Origin of the sequence: Streptomyces morookaense, from assembly GCF_013030945.1 — a bacterium.
Taxonomy (GTDB): domain Bacteria; phylum Actinomycetota; class Actinomycetes; order Streptomycetales; family Streptomycetaceae; genus Streptomyces; species Streptomyces morookaensis.
On record NZ_JABBXF010000008.1, the window covers coordinates 110,491 to 132,045 of the forward strand.

Genomic DNA, 21,555 nt, shown 5'->3' on the forward strand with positions numbered 1-21,555 from the left:
CGCCAACTGGTGATTGATCGCCGGAGCAGGGCGTCCAACACCAGTCGATCCAGTCGCCACCAGGACGCTATGGAGCGACCGCCACCGCTGTCAACCGCATTACGGACGCGGTCACATGGACCTGCCCGGCGACCCTTACGCTAGATTGACCGCGGGGAGGGAGGTGGAATCATGAACGAACCGGACACCACGGCCGAGCACACGCTCGCCGACAAGCTGAATCACCTTTTCCGGACAGTGGTGCCGGCCGGCCGGGAGCCGTACACCACCGAAGAGGTGGCCCGCACGATCACGGCGGGTGGCGTGCCGATCTCCGGCAGTTACATCTGGCTGCTGCGCAAGGGCCAGCGGAACAACCCGACATTGCGTCACGTGGAGGCGCTCGCGAAGTTCTTCGGCGTGCCTCCGGCGTACTTCTTCGACGACCGGGTCACGGCCGCCGTCAACGCCGACCTCCGACTGCTGGTGGCGCTGCGGGACACCCAGGTGCAGCGCGTCGCCCTGCGGGCGGCCGGGCTCTCCCCCGAGAGCCTGCACTCGATCAACGAAGTGATCGAGCGCGTACGGGAACTGGAGGGTCTGCCGACCGCTCCGCCCGAGAGGCACTCCTAGCGGCTTCCACGGGGCCCGCCCGGGCTCCCTCTCGAAGAGCCGTGATCGCCCCGGCGGAGCAGGCCGGGACGGACACGGCGGCCATGGGACAGATACGGGGGACCACGCCGTGAACTTCAAGAGGCTGCACCGGCGAAGCCTGGAGCTGGTCCGCAGCCTGGACATTCCGTCGCCGTTCGACATCTGGGAACTGTGCGGGCGTGTGGCCGAGCGGCATGGCCGCCCCATCCGCCTGGAACCGGTCCGGCTGCCCGTGGACGGGCCCTGCGGACTGTGGATCTCGGCCACGGACGTCGACTACATCTTCTACGAGCAGGACACCAGCCAGCTCCACCAAGAACACATCATCGCCCATGAGTTGGGGCACGTGATCTGCGGGCACAAGGAGAACGGGGTCCTGGGCGAGGAGACGTCCCGGCTGCTGCTTCCGACACTCGACCCGCGGATGGTCCAGGGCGTCCTGGCCCGCACGTACTACACCTCGGCCGAGGAACAGGAGGCCGAGATGGTCGCGTCGCTGATCCTCCAGGAGGCCAACAGGCCCCCTCTCGAACGCAACTGGACCGTGCCGCGCGAGGCGGCCGACAGCGTGCAGCGCCTGGACCGGTCGCTGCGCGGCACCGCACCATCCCCCCAGGACGACCTGTGATACCTGCGTTCCACCTGCTCGGCGCCGTCGCCGCCTGGGCGGGCCTGTTCTACAAATGCCGTGCCCTGCGCCGGAATCCGGGGGACCGCGCCCTGCTCGCGCTGTGCGCGGTCTTCGCGCTGTCGGGGCTGAGCTTCTTCGTCTCGCTGCCGTACGTGTGGGTGCTGGTCGACCGGCTGGCCGGAGTGCCCAACATCGCGGCGCTGCTGGCGCAGAGCTGCGTCGTCGCCCTGATCGTCGGCCAGCAGACCGTACTCACCCACTGGGCGCGCCCGCCGGAGACCGCACGGCGGCTGGTCCGCTGGCAACTGGCCTTCTGCGCCACGGCCATTGCGGCGCTGGTCGTGCTCTTCTGCCTGCTCACCCCGGCCCGGCAGCGGCCGAAGGACTTCACGCTCTACTACGTCCACGACCCGTACTACATCGCCTACTTGTCCGTGTACATCGGCATCTACCTGGCCGGGGAGATCAACGTCGTCCGCGCCTGCTCGGGTTACGCCCGGGTGGCCGGGCGGACCTGGCTGCGGCGGGGTCTGCTGGTCACGGCGGCCGGCGCGTTCCTGACCCTCGGCTACGGAGCCGTCCGGGCCGGGAACATCCTCGGCATCGCCTTCGGCTTCGACCTGCGCGCGTGGGAGACCACGGCCTGGGTGTGCGGGGACGTCGGCTCCGCGCTGACCCTGGTGGGCTGGACGCTGCCGGGCTGGGGGCCGCGGGTCGCCGCGGCCGGGCGCTGGGTGACGGCCTACCGGCGCCACCGCCGGCTGTACCCCCTGTGGTCGGCGCTGCACCGGGCCGTCCCCTCCATCGCGCTGGCGCCCGCGCGCAGTGCGCTCGCCGACCGGCTGGCGGTGCGGCAGCTGGAGTTCCGCCTCTACCGCAGGGTCATCGAGATCCGCGACGGGCAGCTCGCCCTGCGCGCCCACGCCGCGCCGGAGACCGTGGCCGAGGCCCTGCGCGAGGGCAGCCGGGCGGGCCTGTCGGGGGACGCGCTCAGCGCCCACGCCGAGGCGGTACGGATCAGGGCGGCGCTGACGGCCCGGGCGCAGGGCCGCACCGTGCCGGCCGAGGAGTCCGGGGCCCTGGACCACTGCCCGGCGCACCCCGACCTCGCGGCGGAGACCGCCTGGCTGGTGCGGGTGGCGGAGGCGTTCCGCTGACGCGGACGGGACGTTGGTGCAGGACGTTGATAGCGTCCTGCCGACGATCACCATCCGACCGGGAGGACCACAGTGCCGGAGCCCCAGCTCGCAACCACCTCGCTCGGCAAGTCCGTTGACATCCACCGCCCCGAGGGCGTCACCGCCCCCGCCGCGCCGACGGTGCTGCTGTGGCACGGCAGCGGGCCCGACGAGCGGGACGTGATGGGGCCGCTGGCACGGGCGGTGGCCGCGCGGGGCGTCGTCGTGCTCGTGCCCGACTGGCGCGCGGACGCGGCGGACGGCGGCCGGGCCGAACTCCTGGACTCGCTGGCCTTCGCCCGCGACCACGCCGCCGGCGGCCGGCTCGTCCTCGCCGGCTGGTCCGCGGGGGCCCCGGCCGCGGTGGGGGTCGCGCTGCGCCCGGAGACGGCCGGGGGCTGGCGGCCCGCGGCGGTCGTGGGCATCGCGGCCCAGTACGACCGCCCGGCGCGCACGACGGGAACGGTGCTCCTCGACGACCTGACCGCCGGCCGGGCGGCGGACGCGCCGGTTCCGGTGCGGCTGGTGCACGGCACGCAGGACACGCTGGAGGACGTGGCGTACTCGCGGAAGTTCCGCGCCGCGCTCGCCGAGCACGGCTGGGAGGCGGACCTGACGGAGATCCCCGCCGACCACGCCGGGGTGATCATGACCGCATACGACCCTGCCGCGCGGCGCTGCCGGGAGAGCCGGGACCCGGCGGTGCGGGAGGCCGCGGCGGTGACGGCGCGGGTGATCGCGGACGTGGCGCTGGGGGTCTGAGCGAGGTTTCCGGGGGCTCTAGCCGGGGGGGCCGCGCCCCGTCAGGGGCGCGGGGAACTGCGCGACCAGCCCCCACCGGCCCGCAGCCGACACGCCACCCCTGGGGTCCGGGGCGCAGCCCCGGGGACGCCGGCTGCGGGCGCGTCGTGGCCGATCGCGCAGTTCCCCGCGCCCCTTACGGGGCGCCCGGCTTACGGGGCGCAGCCACCCCGGAGCCCCCGTAAGACGTCAGCCGGCGACCCGGTCCCCGCGCAGCAGCCCGGATCCCTCCGGCACGGCGGCCGGGTCGCTGCCGAGGTCGGCCACCTTGTTGTTCTCGTCGACGAAGACCACACGCGGCTCGAAGGCCTTGGCCTCGGCGTCGTCCATGGACCCGTAGGCGATGACGATGACCAGGTCCCCCGGGCTGACCAGCCGCGCGGCCGCACCGTTGATGCCGATCACGCCGGTGCCCCGCGGGCCCTCGATCACATACGTGGACAGCCGGGCGCCGTTGTTGATGTCGACGATGTCGACCTTCTCGCCGGGCAGCAGGTCGGCGGCGTCCATGAGATCGGCGTCGACCGTCAGCGAACCGACGTAGTGCAGGTCCGCCTGCGTCACGGTGGCCCGGTGGATTTTGGACTTCATCATGGTGCGGTACATCGAGGCACTCCCGAAAGGTAGGCTCCCTGCCTGCGTTCGTGCAGGTCAAGGGCGTCCCCTTACTTTACAGGGCCGGGGCTGGTCACGTCCGGGAACGATCATGCCGCCCCGAGTAGATTATGGCGCAGCCCGTATTTCCCGGTCGGCTGTGAGGAGCAGGGCATGCGCGAAGGCCTGGTCGTCGGTACGAAGTACACCCATCGCTATGTGGTTCCGCCGGACAAGACGGTGCGGCATCTCTACGCCGAATCCCCCGAGTTCGCCACGTTCCCCGAGGTGTTCGCCACCGGGTTCATGGTCGGCCTGATGGAGTGGACATGTGTCCGCGCCATGCAGCCGTTCCTGGCGCCGGGCGAGGGCAGTCTGGGGACGGCGATCTCCGTGACGCACTCGGCCGCGACGCCCCCCGGGCTCACCGTCACGGCCAGTGTGGAGCTGCTGGAGGCGCGCGGGCGGCGGCTCACGTGGCAGGTGACGGCGCATGACGGTGTCGACGAGATCGGCTCGGGGACGCATGAGCGCGCCGTCGTCGATCTGGACCGCTTCACGCAGGGCGTCAAGGAGAAACTGCGTCGCGCAACCGCGCTCCCCGATTAGGGAATTGGCCTTCAGGACCGCTACCGGCGCACCGGCGGGGTCTCCGCAGCCGGAGCCGCCGCCCTGGCCGGTTCGTCGCGCAGCGCCGGGCGCGTGACGAACACGGTCAGCAGCGTCACCAGCCCCGCCGCGAGCAGGCACCGCGGGTAGCCGAACAGCCCGGCCGCCACGGTGAACAGATAGGGCGCGCCGAACCCGATGTAGATGAGCATGTAGAAGATTGCGACGAAGGCGGCCAATTCCCCTTCGTCCGCCATGAGTTCGACCTCCCTCAGCCCCGACACGAGCAGCATGCCGTAGCTCGCCCCCAGGAGGAGCGCGGCCGCGGGCACGGCCGCGACCCGGCCGGTGGCCGCGGCCCCGGCGGCGACGGCGAATCCGGCGGTGGCCAGCAGCAGGCCCACGACGGCGGCCCGTGCGGTGCCGCCCCGCGCGGCGAGCCGCCGTGTCATCGGCTGCACGGCGATCCCGGTGCCGAGGGTCAGGGCGGTGACGGCCCCGGTGAACGCGATGCCGAGGCCGTGGGTGTGCGGAGCGGCCAAGGCCGTCAGCGTGGCGAAGGCGGCGGTCGCGGTGCCGAACACCCATGGCGCCCACAGCGCCACGCCCAGCAGGAAGCGCCTGCGCCGCGCCGCGCGGGGAGCCCGCCAGGGCGCGGGGGCCCGCTCCGCGGCCGGATCGGGCAGCCGCCACGCCAGGGGCGTCACCACGGCCATGATCAGCAGGTGCGGGACGTAGGGCGTGATCCGCGGCAGCGGGAGCCACTGCCCGGCCATGCCCGAGACCAGCGGTCCGCCGCCGAAGCCGGCGGACAGGAAGACGGCCGCCCGGCGTGCGCCCGCTCCGGCCGGCGCCTGCGCCGACAGTTCCTTCACCCACGCACTTCCCGCACTGAAGGCGGCACCTGACGCCACCCCGGCCAGAAAGCGTCCCGCGTAGAGCAGTTCGGGCCGGGTTCCGCCCGCCATCAGCACGAGCGTGGCGGCCGAGGACAGCAGCACGACCGGCCGGATGACGGTGCGCCTGCCGCGGCGGTCCGAAAAGGGCCCTGCGACGAGCAGGGCGGGGATGAGGCCCAGCGCGTACATCCCGAACATGGCCGTGACGGCCGCCTCCGAGAGCCCGTTCTGCTCGCGGTACACCCGCAGCATGGGCGAGAACTGGTTGGCGCCCCATCCCACACCGAACATCGCGAGGGCGGCGCGTGCCCAGGCCGGGGGCAGCTTCGACCGCATACCGGCATGCTAGGCGAGGCCCGTTGGCACGGCCACGCAGTTATGCGCCGTCCGGGCCGAGGCGGGCGGCGTCACTCACTGCACCCCCGTCGCGTTGAGTGAGCGCCGCACGCGGCGACTGGGACGTTAGCGATCTCGTACCGGATATTGCAACTTGCTGCACCGGAGTGCAACGTACTGCACCACCTCCCGGCAGCAATACGGACATTTGCTCCCGGAGTCCGAACTGTCGCCCCTGCGACTGGATCGCCCTTTCACCAGGACGTTAAAGTCCTGCGGTCAGGGGGCCGGACGCGAGACGCGCGGGGGAGAAGAGCAGTGCTGCAGCAGGAGGGAGACGAGCGCATCCACCGGGTGAAGGCCGATGTCGCCCGCCGCCTGCGGTACGTCCGGCAGCACCACCCCGAAGGACCGTTCACCCTGGCCGGACTCGCGGAGCGGGCCGGTGTCTCCAAGCGGACCCTGTCCCAGGCCGAATCCGCGGACGGCTGCAACCTCACCCTGGAGACGCTGCTCAAGGTCTCGCACAGCCTGGGCATTTCACGCGACGGCTACTTCCTCGACGAGCAGGTCTTCGAGCAGGTGAACTCCGAACTGGCTGCACTGGACACGCTGGACGCGCCGGGCGGCCCGTCGAAGGCCTCGCCCGTCGCCGCACCGGTGGACCGGCTGTCGGGGCTCATCGGCGAGATCCTCGCCTCCGCCGCCCAGGCGCAGAGCGCCTTACGGGATCTCCCGGCACCCCCTCACGGCCTGCCGGACCGCGACGACGAACGCCGATGATGGTGATGCGCTGGCTGCGGAGGAGATCCGCGAACGGCCCCGGACCGGTCCCGTCCTTCCGGCAGCAGTGCGAGGAGCGCGTCCGCGCCCTCGGGCTGCCCGAAGGCGAGTTGACCCTGCAGGCGCTCTGCGCCCACATCGGTGCATGCCTGGGCCGCAGGGTCCACCTGGTGCCGCTGCCACTGCCCGCGGGCAGTCCGGACGGCATGTGGATCTCGGCGGAGGGCAGCGACTTCATCGCCTTCGAGGCGCGGCTGGCCCCGGTCCACCAGCGCCAGGTGATCCTGCACGAGCTCGGGCACCTGGTCTGCGACCACGAGGCCGCCCCGGTGATGTCCCCCGAGGCGACCCGGCTGCTGATGCCCTCCCTCGACCCCGGCCTGGTGCAGCGGGTGCTGGGACGCGAGCACGCCCACTCCCCCGCCGAGCGCGAGGCCGAATTCGTCGGTTCGCTGCTGGGGCGGCGGATCGGCACCTGGACACCGCAGCGGACGTGGCAGGTGCCGCCCGAGGCGGCGGAGCTGGCGGCCCGGCTGTCGGCGCTCGAGAGCCCGGCGCACCGGAGCGGAGAAGAAAAGGCGCAATGAACCAGCTCAACAGCATCATGTATCCGGCCTGCGCCGCAGTGAACCTGCTGGCGTTCCTCTACAAACTGCGGATCCTCCGCACGGACCGGTCGCCCGCCCAGTGGGCGCTCGTCGGGAACTTCCTCTTCCCGCTCCTGATCTTCACGGTCTCGACCCCGGCGGTCTGGGTGGCCACCAGCGAGGCCGTCGGCATCCGCAACTTCTCGGGGCTGTTCACCCAGAGCTGCGTGATGCTGCTGACCGCCTGCCAGCAACTCGTCCTGCTGCACCTCACGTACGAGCGCGACGCGGCCTGGCGCAAGGCCGCACCCCGGCTCATCGGCATCGGCGCGGTCCTCGCCGTCATGGTGACCCTGTTCTCGGCCGCCACCGAACTACAGGAGAAGCCGACGGACTTCGCCCTGTCGAAGGCGCAGTTCTACCCCGCGTACCTCACCGTCTACCTGATCGCCTACGCCTGGAACCAGATCGACGTGTGCCTCCTGTGCTGGCGCTACTCGGGGATCGCCCCGATGCCCTGGCTGCGCCGCGGGCTGCGGCTGGTCAGCCTCACGCTGCCCACCTCGATGCTCTACGCGGGCTGCCGGCTGGCCGACATCGTGGCAGGGCAGTTCGGCACCAGCGGGCACGCCTGGGAGCCGCTGGTGCCCGTCGCGCTCACGCTCAACACCACCGGCCAGGCGATCGGCTGGACCATGCCGGACTGGGGCCGCTCGCTCAGCGCCCTGCGCGAGCGTGCGGAGCTGCTGCGCGCCCACCGCGAACTCACCCCGCTGCACGCGGCGTTGACGGCCCATGTGCCCGAGCCGGTCCTGGAGCTGGAGCCGGGCGCCGACCGGCGCACCCGGCTCTACCGCATCGTGATCGAGATCCGCGACGCCCAGTGGGCGCTGCGGGTCTGGATGGACCCGGCGGTCGCCGCGGCGGCGCGCTCGCACGGGGCGGAGGCCGGGCTGGCGGGCGACGAGCTGGCCGCCGCGGTCGAGGCGGCCCAGCTGGCCGGGGCGCTGCGGGCCAAGGAGGCCGGCGTGCGGCCCGTCGAGCACGCGAGCACCCCGCTGGCGGCCGGGCCCGAGGACCTGGCGGCCGAACTCGCCTTCCAGCGCGGGCTCGCCCGCGCCTTCGCCGCCTCGCCGGTCGTCACGGCCGCCCTCGAACAGACCCCGCTCACCGCCACCCCGGAGAGGACCGCATGACCCGCCAGGACCGGACCCAGAACCTCCCGCAGCCGTTCGACGCCGCCTTTCTCGCCGACCCGTGGCGTGGCTATGCGCGGCTGCGCGAGGCGGCGCCCGTCCACCGGATCGCGCTGCCGGACGGCTCCCCGGTGTGGCTGGTGCTGCGGGAGGCCGACGTCCGGGCCTGGATCGCGGATCCGCGCCTGTCGGTCAACAAGGCGCGTTCGGGCGTCGGTTACAAGGGCTTCTCCCTGCCGCCGGCCCTGGACGCCAATCTGCTGAACATCGACCCCGAGGACCACCTGCGGCTGCGCCGCCTGATCTCCCAGGGCTTCACGCCGCGCCGGGTCGAGGCCCTGGGCGGACTCGTACAGGCGGCGGCCGACCGCCTCGCCGACGGACTCGCGGCCGATGTGGACGCGCACGGCAGCGCCGATCTGGTCACCGCGTTCAGCAATCCGCTGCCGCTGGTCGTGATCGGCGATCTGCTGGGCGTCCCGGAGGCGGACCGGCGGCCGTTCTCCGAATGGGTCGGCACGATGCTGATGCCCGAGCACCCGGGCCAGGTCGTGGAGGCCATCGGCCGCGTCCACCGCTTCCTGGAGGAGCTGGTCGCCGCCCGTCGCGCGGCGCCCGGGGACGATCTGCTCTCCGACCTGATCGCGGCCCGCGACGAGGGCGACCGGCTCAGCGAGGACGAGCTGGTGTCGCTGGCGTTCCTGATCCTGATGGCGGGCAGCGAGAACGCCCAGCACCTCATCAGCGGCGGCCTGCTGACGCTGCTGCAGCACCCGGAGCAGCTGGCCGCCGTGCGTGCCGAACCGGAGCTGCTGCCGGGCGCCGTGGAGGAGCTCCTGCGGTACGCGCTCCCCAACCAGATGGCCATCCGCCGCTTCCCCGTCGAACCGGTGGAGATCGGCGGCGTCACCGTCCCGGCGGGCGACACCGTCATGCTGTGCCTGGCCTCGGCCCACCGCGACCCCGAGCGCTACCCCGAGCCCGACCGCTTCGACATCCGCCGCGCGGACAAGGCCCATCTGGCCCTCGGCCAGGGCATCCACTACTGCCTGGGCGCACCGCTGGCCCGCATGGAGATCCGGATCGCCCTGGCGACGCTGCTGGACCGCTTCCCCGACCTCGAACTCGCCGTGCCCGCCGGTGAGTTGCAGTGGCGCACGTCGTTCCGTTCGCGGGCGCTCAGGGCGCTCCCGGTTCGCGGTACGGGCCGACGCGGGCGATGAGCAGGGCGACGTCGTCCTGGTCGTTGTCCTCGCGCAGGGCCGTCAGCAGCAGGTCGCAGGTCTCCTCCAGGTCGCGCCGGGGGCCGTCGAGGAGGGCGATCAGCGCCTGCAGCCGGACGTCGATGGCCTCGTCCCGGGTCTCGACGAGGCCGTCGGTGTAGAGCACCAGCTGGTCGCCGGGCGCCAGGGTCATGCCGATGCTCTCGAAGGGGACGCCGCCGACACCGAGCGGGGCGCCCGTCGGCAGGTCGAGCAGGACGGGACGCTCGCCCGGCCGCATCAGCACCGGGGGCAGGTGCCCCGCGGTGGCGACCCGGCACAGACCGGCGGCGGGGTCGCAGACGGCGTAGACGCAGGTGGCGATCATCTGGTCCAGACCACTGGCGGTCTGGTCGAGGTGCTCCAGCACCTGCGCGGGGTCGAGGCCCAGCCCGGAGAGGGTGCGGGAGGCGGTGCGCAGCTGGCCCATGGCCGCGGCCGCGTTGATGCCGCTGCCCATGACGTCGCCGACCACCAGGGCGCTGGCGCCCCCGGACTGCGGGACGACGTCGAACCAGTCGCCGCCGACCTGGCTGGCCGCCCCGGCGGGCTGGTAACGGTAGGCGACCTCCATGCCCACGGGCTGCTGGGGCCGCTGGGGCAGCAGGTTGCGCTGGAGGGTGAGCACGGTGGCGCGCTCGCGCTGGAACCAGCGGGCGTTGTCGATGCAGACCGCGGCCCGGGCGGCCAGTTCGGCGGCGAGGACGACGTCGTCCTCGCCGAACGGCTCGGGGTTGCTGACCCGTTTGAGGTCCAGGGCGCCGAGAACCTCGCCCCGGGCGATCAGCGGGACGGCGATGTAGGAGTGCACCCCGGCCCGCCCCAGCAGGGCGGCGGCCTTCTCGTTGCGGGCGATGCGGGCCAGGTCCCCCGCACCCACGTGGGGCAGGTGGACGGGGTCGCCGGTGCGCACGCACCGGGTGACCAGGCGGTCGGCGTCGTACTGGGCGATCTGCCCCGTCGGGTCGGCGGCCGCGGCCGCCTCGGTGGCGGCCGGGGTGCGGGCCGCGGCGACGGCCAGGGCCCGGAAGACGGCGTCCTCGTCGCCGGTGGTCGGCGGGGCGCCCTGCAGGACGGTGTCCAGGACGTCGACGGCGGCCACGTCGGCGAGGCGCGGCACGACGACCTCGGCGAGCTCCCGGGCGGTCTGGTCCAGGTCGAGCGTGGTGCCGATGTGCACGGAGGCGTCGGCGATCAGCTGCATGCGGCGGCGGAACTCCTCGATGGCGCGGTGCCGGTCGGTGACGTCCACGACGGAGACGGCGAGACCCAGCACCCGGCCGCCGGGGTCGTCCAGGCGGTAGTACGAGACCAGCTGCGCCTGGCCGGGGACGGTGCCGCCCGACAAGCCCACGGCGAGCTGGTCGAGCAGCGGGGTGCCGGTCGCGAGCACGCGGAGCAGGTCGGCCTCGATCTGTGTCACGTCGGCGTGCGGCAGGGCCTCGGCCACGGTCCTGCCGATGTGCTCCTCGGCCGGGAGACCGTGCATGCGCTCCAGGGCCGGGTTGACCATCAGGTAGCGCAGGTCGGTGTCCAGGACGGCCAGCCCGATCGGCGAGCGGTCGATGAGCTGCAGCGAGAGCGCCAGATGGCGTTCGACGTCGCGCAGCACCCTCTGGTCGGTGGCGATGCCCAGGGCGTAGCGGTGGCCGTGCTGGTCGTCCAGGCGCATGTTGCGGAACTCCAGCAGCAGCGTGCTGCCGTCCTTGTGCAGGGCGGGGAAGACACCGGCCCAGCTCCTGCCCTCCCCCATCACATGGGCGAAGAGTCCCAGGACCTCCTTGCGGTGCTGCTCGGCGACCAGCAGCGGGGCCGCGAGCCGGCCGAGCGCCTCGGCGGCCGTCCAGCCGAAGAGGGCCTCGGCCTGCCTGCTCCACAGCACGATCCGCCCGTTGTCGTCGAGCACCACGGCGGCCACGCCCAGTTTGTCCAGAAGGCTTCCGGGCGGGTAGGCGACGGGCCCGGCAGGCTCCTGGCGCGGCGGGAGCGCGTCGCTGGTGCCCATCCCGGGTCCTCCTTCCGCCGGCCGCCCTCCACGCCGCAGTGTTTCCATGGTCCCCCCGAACCGGGCGGGTCCGCAGCCTGCGGCGCCCCGAAGGGGCGCGGGGAACTGCGCGCTCAGCCACGACGCGCCCGCAGTCGAAGTGCTCGGGGTTCGCCCCGGACCCCTGGGGCAGCGCGTCGGCCGCAAGCCGTCGGTGGCTGGTCGCGCAGTTCCCCGCGCCCCTTCGGGGCACGGAGATCCGCCGGGTGCGCCCTAGCGCGGCCCCGGCAGCGGAAGGGTGAACCACACCGTCGTACCCGCGCCGGAGGCGTGATGGCCCCACCCGTCCGCGAGCTGCTCGACGAGCCACATGCCGCGGCCGTTCTCGCTGTCCGCCGCGGCCTGCCCGCACAGCGGCGCCCGGCCCCCGGTGTCGGTGACCCGGGCCAGCAGGTGGGCGGGGGTGCGGCCCAGGGAGAGCTCGACGTCGCCGACGCCCCCGCAGCCGTGCACGACGGCGTTGGTGACCAGCTCGGAGAGCAGCAGCACGGTGTCGTCGGCGAGGTCGTCCAGGCCCCACTCGGCGAGCAGCCGCCCGGCGAAGCGCCGGGCGGCCGCCACGGACCGGGGCGAGGCCGGAAGGGAGACGGCGCTCCCGGCCACGGGGGGACTCAGGGTGTCACGGGTGAATACAGGCATCGGCTCTGGTGCGATCGAGTGGCGCGACGGATGTCCCCACACTCGCCCGCTTTCCGCCAGAGGTCTATACCCGGCGAGTCACAGTAACCTCACGAATCGCGATCTACGACGGTTCCCCGCGCCCCGGAAGGAGCGCGGGGAACCGCCCGGCCGTCACCCGTGGAGCGCCTACGCGCTCGGGCACTGCTTCCAGGCGAGGTGGTAGACGGTGTTGATGTCGCCGTCCGTCGAGTCCATCGCCATGAAGCTCGTCGTCCTCCTCGGGTCCGAGGAGCCGGCGCCGACTCTGAGCTCCGTGTTGATGTTGAAGTTCCGCTGCTCACCGCAGGGCGCCCAGACCAGCGAGGCGACATCGACGGAGTCGGTCACCTGCCAGTTGTCGTTGTAGGGGCCGCTGAAGCCGTGGCTGCTGGGCGTGGTGACGGGCGAGCCCTGGAAGTAGTACGAGGCCTTCTCCAGGCCGCTCGCGCCGTCCGCGAGGCTGGCGAAGCCGCGGTAGTCGGCGCTGGCGATCGCGTAGGTGAAGCCCTGGGGGACGTGGACGATCAGGTTGAGCTGGCAGTTCTTGCGGAAGTCGGTGGGCTTGGAGCCGACGCCGACCTGCGCGAGGTAGTTGCTGTAGGTGACGGTGAAGGCCGTGTTGTCCGGGGATACCGCGACGGCGGCGGTACCCGCGGGGCAGCCCGAGCCGTTGACCGTGGCGATCTCGATCACGATCTTGTCGGGCGGCGGGTCCTTGATGACGGTGGGATTGTGCGTGGCGAGCGACGAGGCGAATAACGCCGCTATCGCTCCGGCTGTGAACAGACCGCCGGGCATGGCACTCCAATCGGTTGTCTTCGGGCCGCGAAGGCCCGAGGGGAAGACAAGGAAGACCTGGGAATCCTCACGGGCACCCCTGAGCGGTAGGGCGGGCGTCGGGATTCGAGAAGTGCCGGGCCGTGAGGCGCATGTGAGCGCACGGTTTCCCACGACCCGTGGGACGGACGAGCGTTCGGAATGATAGGGAGGGCGCGGGGAGTTGGCCAGACTTCGCGGCAGGGGGAGCGAGTGCCTCCGGAAGGGGGGTTCCGGCAGATCTGGCCGAAAACCGTCGACGGCCTCGTAACACCTGGTCAAGGCGGCAGGAGGCGCCCCGGAACCCTTGCGGTGCGGCGGCGTGTGGCGCAGACTGGCTTTTAGGCAGAGCTAAAGGTGGCATCCTTGAGGGGAGGTCCTCGCGGAGGACATCCTCGTGGAGGAGCAGCACATCTGACGACGCGGCAGCTGTCGCGGGAGCACTGGGGGGCACCATGGCCTGGGGACGGACGAACAGGGCGGGCACCGACCACGGCGACGCCCAGGCCGCGGGCGGCAGGCTGGCCCGGCAGGCGACGGCCTCGCTCGCCGGACTCCTCGCCGAACGCGGCATGACCCGCAAGGACTTGGCCGACCGCATGGGCGTCTCGCCGGGCCGGGTGAGCCAGATCCTCTCCGGCGGCGAGAACCTCACCCTCCGCTCGCTCGCCGCCGTCGCGGAATGTCTCGACGCCCAGGTCGAGATCGTCTTCTCCGACGCCCCCGCCCCCCACGAGCCCGCCCGCACCAGGCCGGACGCCCGGCACGCGACCGCACCGGCCGGGACGTACGCCCACTCACGCCTTCACTGAACTCCCGCCCGCCATCTGCTCCATGGCCACGCAGGACAGATGCTGCCGCTTGAGCTCCAGGAGCCGCTCCGCGTCGCTGCGCTTCCCGTGGGCGTGCGCCAGTTCCAGCAGGCAGACCAGGTACTGCTCCGCCTCGCCGAACGCCCGGCGCACCCGGCGGATCTCGTCCCGCGTCGCCGGCCGGGCGTGCTGCTGACAGGACTTCTGGACCTTTGTCTCCAAGGTGATCCACCGCTGCGCGGCCGTCCGCACCTCGTTGTACCGCTCGTTGATCTCCCGCTTCATCTGGGTGCGCAGCCGCACCGGACGCCCGGGCGCGTCCACCCGCAGCAGCAGATGGTGCCGGACACCGCCCGCGAAGGCGTCGAGGTCCCAGCAGTCGCGGAAGCCCCCGGCCATCCGCTCGCACCACTCGGCCCGGTCGGTCCGCAGCCGCAGGGCCAGTTGATGCAGCAACAGCGAGTTGCCGAGGGTGAGTACGGCCATGACGGCGCTCTTGTCGCCCTGTTCCCGGCCGCGCGGCGCGACGCCCCAGCCGGCCGCCGCACCCACCGCCACGGGCGGCACGCTCGACGCGTGCGGCAGCAGCAGACCGCTGGCCACGGCCGCCATGCCGGAGGTCCACAGCACCACGGCGACCGTCAGCCCCGCCGAGCGGACCGTGCCCAGCAGCCGCCCGTCCTCACGGAACCGGAAGATCAGGCACACCCAGGTCACGGGCGCGCACACGGCGGCGGGCAGTACCCATTCCGTGATCAAGGACGCCTGGTCCCCTGCCACATCGGCTCCCAGCTCTCACTCACAGCCCACCGTCACAACAAAATGATGTTCCCATCGCCCACTGTCACCGCGGGCAACGATCGGGCCAAGATCCGGGCGGAGCGCATGAATCGAGCCAGGACAGGGCGCGGCGCAGGGAGCACCATGGAAGGCGGACGGCCATGGTCCCGACCCGGCAGGAGCCCGCCGATGGCGCGCGGAGCGTTGCGGATCTACCTCGGGGCCGCCCCCGGGGTGGGGAAGACCTACGCCATGCTCGAGGAGGGGCAGCGGCTGCGCGCCCAGGGCGCGGACGTCGTCGTCGGGTTCGCCGAGCCGCACGGGCGACGGCTCACGGCCGCCCTGGCCGAGGGGCTGGAGACGGTTCCGCGCCGCACCCTGGTGCACCGCGGGGTGTCGTTCACCGAGATGGACCTGGACGCCGTGCTCGCCCGCCGCCCCCAGGTCGCCCTGGTGGACGAGCTGGCCCACACCGACGTGCCCGGCTGCCGCAACGCCAAGCGCTGGCAGGACGTGGAGGAGCTGCTGGACGCGGGCATCGACGTCGTCACCACGCTCAACGTCCAGCACCTGGAGTCCCTCAACGACGTGGTGGAGCAGATCACGGGCGTCGTCCAGCACGAGACGCTGCCGGACGAGGTGGCACGGCGGGCCTCCCAGATCGAACTGGTCGACCTCCCGCCCGAGGTGCTGCGCCGTCGCATGGTGCACGGCGACATCTACCCGCCGGACCGCATCGAGTCCGCGCTGACGCACTACTTCCGGGTCGGCAACCTCACCGCACTGCGCGAACTGGCGCTGCTGTGGCTCGCCGACCGGGTGGAGGAGGGGCTCCAGCGCTACCGCACCGACCACGGCATCGCCACCCCCTGGGAGACCCGCGAGCGGATCCTGGTCGGCCTGACCGGTGGCGCGGAGGGCGAGACGCTCATCCGGCGCGCCGCCCGGATCACCGCCCGCACCCCCGGGAGCGAGCTGCTGGCCCTCCATGTCGTCCCGGGCGACGCACTGGCGGGCGGCAGCCCGGCCGCGCTCGACGGCCAGCGCGCCCTCGTGGAGTCCCTGGGCGGCAGCTACCACCAGGTCACGGGGGACGACGTCGTCGAGGCGCTGCTGGAGTTCGCCCGGGCGGAGAACGTCACCCAGATCGTGCTGGGCGCGAGCCGCCGGGGCCGGCTCTCCCGGCTGTGGCACGCCGGGGTGGGGCAGCGGACGATCCACGGCTCCGGGCCCGTCGACGTGCACATCGTCACGCACGAGGCGGCGGCCGGCTCGGCCGCCCTGGCCCGGCCTCCGCTCCCGTACCGGGGCACCGGCCGGCGCCGGTACTGGCTGGCGACCGCGGGCACGGCACTCCTGCTGCCCGCGCTGACCTGGGCCCTGACGGCGCTGCGCGGCCGTCTCGACCTCTCCGCCGATCTGATCCTCTACCTGCTGGCCGTCGTGGTGATCGCCCTCGTCGGCGGGCTGTGGCCCGCCCTGGTCGCCGCGGTGGCCGCGGCGCTGCTGGCGGACTACTTCTTCACCGCTCCCCCGCACTCCTTCGCCGTCGAGCACGGGCACGACATCCTCGCGCTCGTCGCCTTCGTCACCGTCGCCGCGCTCGTCGGCTCGGCCGCGGGGGCAGCCGCCCGGCGCAGCTACCAGGCGGTGCGCGCCACGTCCGAGGCGCGGACCCTGAGCCGGCTGGCCACGGCGATGATGCACGGGCAGGATCTGCCCTCCCTCGTGGAGCAGATCCGGGAGAACTTCGGCCTCACCGCGGTGAGTCTGCTGGAACGGGACCCCGGTGCGGGCGCCCGGCCCCGCTGGTATGTCGTCGCCAGCGCGGGCGAGCAGCCGCCCGAACGGCCTTACGACGGTGACCTGGAGAGCCCCGTCGACGACAGCCTCACCCTCGCGGCGCGCGGCCAGGGGCTGAGCCGGGAGGACCGGCAGTTCCTCGCCGCGTGCGCCGCGCAGCTCGCGGTGGCGTACACCCAAGGCCGGCTCGCCCGGCACGCCGCCGAGACGGACACCTTCGCCGCCGCGGAGCGCACGCGTGCCTCGCTCCTGGTCACGGCGGTACGCGAGTTGAGGACCTGTCTGGACACGGCGGCCGGGGCGCTCGCACGGGCGGACGAGCCGGAGCAGGCACGGGCGGCCACCGTCCGGTCCTCCGTGCGCCGTGCGCAGCAGCTCGTCACCGACCTGGACGATGTGAGCAGGCTGCACGCCGGAGCGCTCGACCTCTGCCTCCGCCCGGTGGAGCTCAGCGAGGTCCTGACCACGGCCCTGGACGACCTCGGGCCCGGCGGCCACACGCTCGTCCTCTCCCTGCCGGAGGAGCTGCCCGACGTCATCGCCGACGCGGCCCTGCTCACCCGCGCCCTCACCGCCCTCGCCGCAGACGCGCTGCGCCACAGCCCGGCCGGTCAACCTCCCGTCGTCACCGCCGAGTTGATGTCAGGCGGCCGGCTGGCCCTGCGCATCACGGACGGGACGGACGGCTCCCCGGTCCCGGCGGAACGGGGCCGGAGCCTGGCCCTGCGGCTGTCCCGGGACCTCGTCGAGGCCATGGGGGCTTCGCTGCGGTCCTCGGATACGCAGGCCGCGGCCTTCGCGGTGACGCTCGTCCTGCCGGCCTCGGCGGCGCCTCCGGGCTCCGCTGCGCCGTGACCCTGCACATCAGCGTGTTCCCGGGCCGGGCCTCCCGTCTACCACTACCGTGTGCGCCTGTGTACCCACCTTGTTCCTCCGGCGACGCACCCGTGTCCGGGGTTCAGAACAAGCCATCGAACGCAATAAAGCCCCCGTCAATATGCCGCCTCCTGACATCAGGAGCGCGCTAAGGGGACTCGCCAGGGCGGGTGTCCGGCGCTTCGCTACGGGTGGCTCGAACGAGTCGGCGCACACGCCGTCGGTCCGTCCCCCACAGCTCCCACACAGGAACCGACGGCTCCTCCCTCCCCCTTCCTCTCCCTTCCTCCCCCTCCCCACTCTTCCTCACCCTTCACGAGGTGTATCGCCCATGGCTGATCTCGCCTTCGTCGGCCTCACGATCGTGGCCTTCGTCCTGCTCCACCTTGCGGTCAAGGGGGTGGAACGGCTGTGACCGTCGAGAACATCGTCGGCCTCGTCGTCGCGGTGGGCCTGCTGCTCTACCTGCTGTACTGCCTGATCTTCCCGGAGAGGTTCTGAATGAACGACACCCTCGCGGGCTGGCTGCAGATCCTCGCCCTCGTGGCCGCACTCGCCCTGTGCCACCGGCCGTTGGGCGACTACGTCGCGCACTGCCTGACCACCACCCGCCACCTGCGCGCAGAACGGCTCGTGTACCGCACCGGCGGCGTCGACGGCGACGCCGAACAGACCTGGCCCGCCTACATGCGCAGCCTGCTGGCGTTCTCCGCCGTGTCCGTGCTGTTCCTCTACGCCTTCCTGCGGCTGCAGAACCACCTCCTGCTGTCGCTCGGCATGAAGCCCGTCGCCCCGGATCTGGCGTTCAACACGGCCACGTCCTTCGTCACCAACACCAACTGGCAGGCGTACTCGGGCGAGTCGGCCATGGGCCACCTGGTGCAGATGGCGGGCCTGGCCGTGCAGAACTTCGTCTCGGCGGCCGTCGGCATCGCGGTGGTCGCCGCCCTGATCCGGGGCTTCACCCGCAAGCGCACCCACCACATCGGCAACTTCTGGGTCGACCTGACCCGCATCGTGCTGCGCGTCCTGCTACCGGTCGCATTCGTCTTCGCCCTCGTGCTCGTGGCGGCCGGGGTGATCCAGAACTTCCACGGCGCCCAGGCCCTGACGACCGTCGCCGGGGACCACCAGAGCATCACCGGCGGTCCCGTCGCCTCCCAGGAAGCCATCAAGGAACTGGGCACCAACGGAGGCGGGTTCTACAGCGCCAACTCCGCCCACCCCTTCGAGAACCCCACCGGTTTCACCGACCTCGTCGAGATCTTCCTTCTCCTGGTCATCCCGTTCGCCCTGCCGCGCACCTTCGGCACCATGGTCCGCGACCGCCGCCAGGGGTACGCGGTCGTCGCCGTCATGGCACTGATCTGGGCGGCCTCGGTGACGGTCGTCACGATCAACGAGCTGCACAGCGTGAGCAGTCCGGCCGGGCACGCGGCGGGCGGCATGATGGAGGGCAAGGAACAGCGGTTCGGCATCTGGTCCTCCGCACTGTTCGCCGTCTCCACCACGCTCACCTCGTGCGGCGCGGTGAACGCCGCCCACGACTCGTTCACGCCGGGCGGCGGCGGACTGCTGATCTTCAACATGATGCTGGGCGAGATCGCGCCCGGCGGCACCGGATCCGGCCTCTACGGCATTCTCGTCGTGGCCGTCATCGCGGTCTTCGTCGCCGGGCTGATGGTCGGCCGCACGCCCGAATACCTCGGCAAGAAACTCGGCAGCCGCGAGATCAAGTTCGCCTCCCTCTACATTCTCAGCACCCCCGCCATCGTCCTCGTCGGCGCGGGAATCGCCATGTCCCTGCCCGGCGAACAGAAGGCGATGACCAATTCCGGTCCACACGGCTTCTCCGAAGTCCTCTACGCGTTCACCTCCGCCGCCAACAACAACGGCTCGGCCTTCGCCGGCCTGCAGGCCAATACCGTCTGGTACAACACCGCACTCGGCCTGGCCATGGTCTTCGGCCGTTTCCTGCCCATGGTGTTCGTGCTGGCACTGTCCGGCGCCCTGGCCCGGCAGCGCCCGGTGCCCGTCACGGCCGGCACCCTGCCGACCCACCGGCCGCAGTTCGTCGGGCTGTTGGCCGGCGTGATCCTCATCGTCGTCGGCCTCACCTACTTCCCGGCGCTGGCGCTGGGGCCGCTCGCGGAAGGACTGCACTGATGGCCGACTCGCTCCCCCGGCACCAGCCGCATCGCGTCTCGGGCGGCCTGCTCGACCCCCGGCAGCTGCTCGCCTCGTTCCCCGACGCCGTGCGCAAGCTCGATCCGCGGCTGATGGTCCGCAACCCGGTGATGTTCGTCGTCGAAGTCGGCGCCCTGCTCACCACGTTGTCGGCGCTGAAGGACCCGGGCGTCTTCCCCTGGGTGATCGCGGCGTGGCTGTGGCTCACCACCGTCTTCGCCAACCTCTCGGAGGCGGTGGCGGAGGGCCGGGGCAAGGCCCAGGCCGAGACGCTGCGCCGCGCCCGGACGCACACCACGGCCCGTCGCCTCACGGACTGGCGGCCCGGCGCCGAGGCGCCGCCGGAGGAGGAGGTGGCCGCCGCCGAGCTGCAGTTGGGCGACCACGTCGTCGTCGAGGCAGGGCAGATCATCCCGGGCGACGGGGACGTCGTCGAGGGCGTCGCCTCCGTGGACGAGTCCGCCATCACCGGCGAGTCGGCCCCGGTCATCCGCGAGTCCGGCGGCGACCGTTCGGCCGTCACCGGTGGTACGAAGGTGCTGTCCGACCGCATCGTCGTGAAGATCACCTCCAAGCCGGGCGAGACCTTCATCGACCGCATGATCGCCCTGGTCGAGGGCGCGGCCCGGCAGAAGACGCCGAACGAGATCGCCCTCAACATCCTGCTGGCCTCGCTGACCATCGTCTTCATGATCGCCGTGATCACCCTCCAGCCCTTCGCGATCTACGCGAAGGCCGAGCAGAGCATCGTCATCCTGGTGGCGCTCGTGGTCGCCCTGATCCCGACGACCATCGGCGCCCTGCTCTCCGCGATCGGCATCGCGGGCATGGACCGCCTGGTGCAGCGCAACGTCCTGGCCATGTCCGGCCGTGCCGTCGAGGCCGCCGGCGATGTCAACACCCTGCTGCTCGACAAGACCGGCACCATCACCCTCGGCAACCGTCAAGCCGCCGAGTTCCTCCCCGTCCAAGGGGTGGAGGCCGACGAACTGGCGGACGCCGCCCAGCTGTCCTCGCTCGCCGACGAGACACCCGAGGGCCGTTCCGTCGTCGTCCTGGCCAAGTGGCGGCACGCGCTGCGGGCCCGCGGCGAAGGGGAGCTGGAGGGTGCCGAGTTCGTCCCCTTCACCGCGCAGACCCGGATGAGCGGGGTGGACGTCGACGGCCGCAGCATCCGCAAGGGCGCGGCCGGGGCGGTGACCGGCTGGGTGACCGACCGCGGCGGCCGCCCCGGGGACGAGGTGCACGACATCACCGAACGCATCTCGCAGAGCGGCGGCACCCCGCTGGTGGTGGCAGTGGACGACGCCGACGGCGCCCGCGTGCTGGGCGTCATCCACCTCAAGGACGTCGTCAAGGAGGGCATCCGGGAACGCTTCGACGAGCTGCGCCGCATGGGCATCAAGACCGTCATGATCACGGGTGACAACCCGCTGACGGCCAAGGCGATCGCGGAGGAGGCGGGGGTCGACGACTTCCTGGCCGAGGCGACGCCCGAGGACAAGATGGCCCTCATCAAGCGCGAGCAGGCCGGCGGCAAGCTGGTCGCGATGACGGGCGACGGCACCAACGACGCCCCGGCGCTGGCCCAGGCCGACGTGGGCGTGGCCATGAACACCGGCACCTCGGCCGCCAAGGAGGCCGGGAACATGGTGGACCTGGACTCCAACCCCACCAAGCTCATCGAGATCGTCGAGATCGGCAAACAGCTGCTGATCACCCGCGGAGCGCTGACCACCTTCTCCATCGCCAACGACGTCGCGAAGTACTTCGCCATCATCCCCGCGATGTTCGCGGTCGCCCACCCCGGCCTCGACAGGCTCAACATCATGAAGCTGCACAGCCCGACGTCGGCCATCTCCTCCGCGATCATCTTCAACGCACTGATCATCGTCGCACTCATCCCGCTCGCCCTGCGCGGCGTGCGCTACCGGCCCTCGTCCGCGGCGGCCCTGCTCAGCCGCAACATCTGGCTGTACGGGCTCGGCGGCCTCGTACTGCCCTTCGTCGGCATCAAACTCATCGACCTGGCCGTCCAGTTCGTCCCCGGCCTCCACTGACGGCAGTC

At 72.2% G+C, this 21,555-nt stretch carries 20 protein-coding genes; 14 read left to right on the plus strand and 6 right to left on the minus strand.

The features are described from left to right. Nucleotides 1-171: 171 nt before the first annotated feature. From HG542_RS05080 to HG542_RS05095, 4 genes are all read left to right on the plus strand, one after another. Entirely contained in the window at nt 172-612 is a 441-nt protein-coding gene (locus HG542_RS05080) for a helix-turn-helix domain-containing protein (RefSeq protein ID WP_171078811.1), read from the plus strand. 109 nt (nt 613-721) lie between these two features. Beyond that, nucleotides 722-1,261, plus strand: a complete 540-nt coding sequence (locus tag HG542_RS05085) for an ImmA/IrrE family metallo-endopeptidase (protein ID WP_171078812.1) — start codon at nt 722-724, stop codon at nt 1,259-1,261. Then, entirely contained in the window at nt 1,258-2,421 is a 1,164-nt protein-coding gene (locus HG542_RS05090) for an MAB_1171c family putative transporter (protein WP_171078813.1), read from the plus strand. The genes HG542_RS05085 and HG542_RS05090 overlap by 4 nt, the downstream gene beginning before the upstream one ends. A 72-nt stretch (nt 2,422-2,493) precedes the next feature. After that, nucleotides 2,494-3,204 (plus strand): alpha/beta hydrolase family protein, encoded by a 711-nt coding sequence (locus HG542_RS05095; protein ID WP_171078814.1) that lies wholly within the window; start codon nt 2,494-2,496, stop codon nt 3,202-3,204. A 228-nt stretch (nt 3,205-3,432) separates the two neighbouring features. Here the strand turns inward: HG542_RS05095 and panD are convergent, their stop codons facing one another. Further along, nucleotides 3,433-3,849 (minus strand): aspartate 1-decarboxylase, encoded by a 417-nt coding sequence (gene panD / locus HG542_RS05100; RefSeq protein WP_171078815.1) that lies wholly within the window; start codon nt 3,847-3,849, stop codon nt 3,433-3,435. A gap of 162 nt (nt 3,850-4,011) precedes the next feature. Here panD and flK point away from each other — a divergent pair, with 162 nt between their 5' ends. Further along, nucleotides 4,012-4,446 carry a fluoroacetyl-CoA thioesterase gene (gene flK, locus HG542_RS05105; RefSeq protein ID WP_171078816.1) on the plus strand — a complete coding sequence of 145 codons (435 nt, stop codon included), beginning with the start codon at nt 4,012-4,014 and terminating at the stop codon, nt 4,444-4,446. A gap of 20 nt (nt 4,447-4,466) precedes the next feature. Here the strand turns inward: flK and HG542_RS05110 are convergent, their stop codons facing one another. Next, nucleotides 4,467-5,681, minus strand: coding sequence for an MFS transporter (locus HG542_RS05110; RefSeq protein ID WP_218039001.1), 1,215 nt, complete (start codon nt 5,679-5,681; stop codon nt 4,467-4,469). Between the two features lie 318 nt (nt 5,682-5,999). Here HG542_RS05110 and HG542_RS05115 point away from each other — a divergent pair, with 318 nt between their 5' ends. From HG542_RS05115 to HG542_RS05130, 4 genes are read left to right on the plus strand one after another with little or no spacing between them, the layout of a single operon-like run. Next, a complete protein-coding gene (locus HG542_RS05115; RefSeq protein ID WP_171078817.1) occupies nt 6,000-6,464 on the plus strand; it encodes a helix-turn-helix domain-containing protein in 465 nt (154 codons plus the stop codon). Continuing rightward, nucleotides 6,461-7,051: an ImmA/IrrE family metallo-endopeptidase gene (locus tag HG542_RS05120; protein WP_171078818.1), complete on the plus strand. Its 591-nt coding sequence runs from the start codon at nt 6,461-6,463 to the stop codon at nt 7,049-7,051. Before HG542_RS05115 ends, HG542_RS05120 begins: the two co-directional genes overlap by 4 nt. Continuing rightward, nucleotides 7,048-8,247 carry an MAB_1171c family putative transporter gene (locus HG542_RS05125; RefSeq protein ID WP_229922619.1) on the plus strand — a complete coding sequence of 400 codons (1,200 nt, stop codon included), beginning with the start codon at nt 7,048-7,050 and terminating at the stop codon, nt 8,245-8,247. The genes HG542_RS05120 and HG542_RS05125 overlap by 4 nt, the downstream gene beginning before the upstream one ends. Beyond that, on the plus strand, nt 8,244-9,470 hold the full coding sequence (locus HG542_RS05130; RefSeq protein WP_171078819.1) for a cytochrome P450 family protein: 1,227 nt from the start codon (nt 8,244-8,246) through the stop codon (nt 9,468-9,470). Before HG542_RS05125 ends, HG542_RS05130 begins: the two co-directional genes overlap by 4 nt. Here HG542_RS05130 and HG542_RS05135 read toward each other — a convergent pair. The 3 genes from HG542_RS05135 to HG542_RS05145 all read right to left on the minus strand — a co-directional run bounded on the left by HG542_RS05135 (nt 9,427) and on the right by HG542_RS05145 (nt 13,011). Further along, on the minus strand, nt 9,427-11,514 hold the full coding sequence (locus HG542_RS05135) for a SpoIIE family protein phosphatase (protein WP_171078820.1): 2,088 nt from the start codon (nt 11,512-11,514) through the stop codon (nt 9,427-9,429). The two genes, HG542_RS05130 and HG542_RS05135, sit on opposite strands and share 44 nt — an antisense overlap. A 252-nt stretch (nt 11,515-11,766) precedes the next feature. Next, entirely contained in the window at nt 11,767-12,156 is a 390-nt protein-coding gene (locus tag HG542_RS05140) for an ATP-binding protein (RefSeq protein WP_171078821.1), read from the minus strand. A 204-nt stretch (nt 12,157-12,360) separates the two neighbouring features. Then, nucleotides 12,361-13,011 carry a DUF4360 domain-containing protein gene (locus HG542_RS05145; RefSeq protein ID WP_171078822.1) on the minus strand — a complete coding sequence of 217 codons (651 nt, stop codon included), beginning with the start codon at nt 13,009-13,011 and terminating at the stop codon, nt 12,361-12,363. Between the two features lie 473 nt (nt 13,012-13,484). Between HG542_RS05145 and HG542_RS05150 the strand changes: the two genes are divergently transcribed. After that, nucleotides 13,485-13,841: a helix-turn-helix domain-containing protein gene (locus tag HG542_RS05150; protein ID WP_171078823.1), complete on the plus strand. Its 357-nt coding sequence runs from the start codon at nt 13,485-13,487 to the stop codon at nt 13,839-13,841. Here the strand turns inward: HG542_RS05150 and HG542_RS05155 are convergent. After that, on the minus strand, nt 13,827-14,621 hold the full coding sequence (locus HG542_RS05155) for a hypothetical protein (RefSeq protein ID WP_171078824.1): 795 nt from the start codon (nt 14,619-14,621) through the stop codon (nt 13,827-13,829). The two genes, HG542_RS05150 and HG542_RS05155, sit on opposite strands and share 15 nt — an antisense overlap. Nucleotides 14,622-14,810: 189 nt before the next feature. Here HG542_RS05155 and HG542_RS05160 point away from each other — a divergent pair, with 189 nt between their 5' ends. The 4 genes from HG542_RS05160 to kdpB all read left to right on the plus strand — a co-directional run bounded on the left by HG542_RS05160 (nt 14,811) and on the right by kdpB (nt 21,547). Further along, on the plus strand, nt 14,811-17,279 hold the full coding sequence (locus HG542_RS05160) for a sensor histidine kinase (protein ID WP_171078825.1): 2,469 nt from the start codon (nt 14,811-14,813) through the stop codon (nt 17,277-17,279). A gap of 432 nt (nt 17,280-17,711) precedes the next feature. Beyond that, entirely contained in the window at nt 17,712-17,801 is a 90-nt protein-coding gene (gene kdpF, locus HG542_RS34730; RefSeq protein ID WP_171078826.1) for a K(+)-transporting ATPase subunit F, read from the plus strand. Beyond that, nucleotides 17,802-19,466 carry a potassium-transporting ATPase subunit KdpA gene (kdpA, locus tag HG542_RS05170; protein WP_171078827.1) on the plus strand — a complete coding sequence of 555 codons (1,665 nt, stop codon included), beginning with the start codon at nt 17,802-17,804 and terminating at the stop codon, nt 19,464-19,466. After that, a complete protein-coding gene (gene kdpB / locus HG542_RS05175) occupies nt 19,466-21,547 on the plus strand; it encodes a potassium-transporting ATPase subunit KdpB (protein ID WP_171078828.1) in 2,082 nt (693 codons plus the stop codon). The genes kdpA and kdpB overlap by 1 nt, the downstream gene beginning before the upstream one ends. The last annotated feature ends 8 nt before the right edge of the window (nt 21,548-21,555 follow it).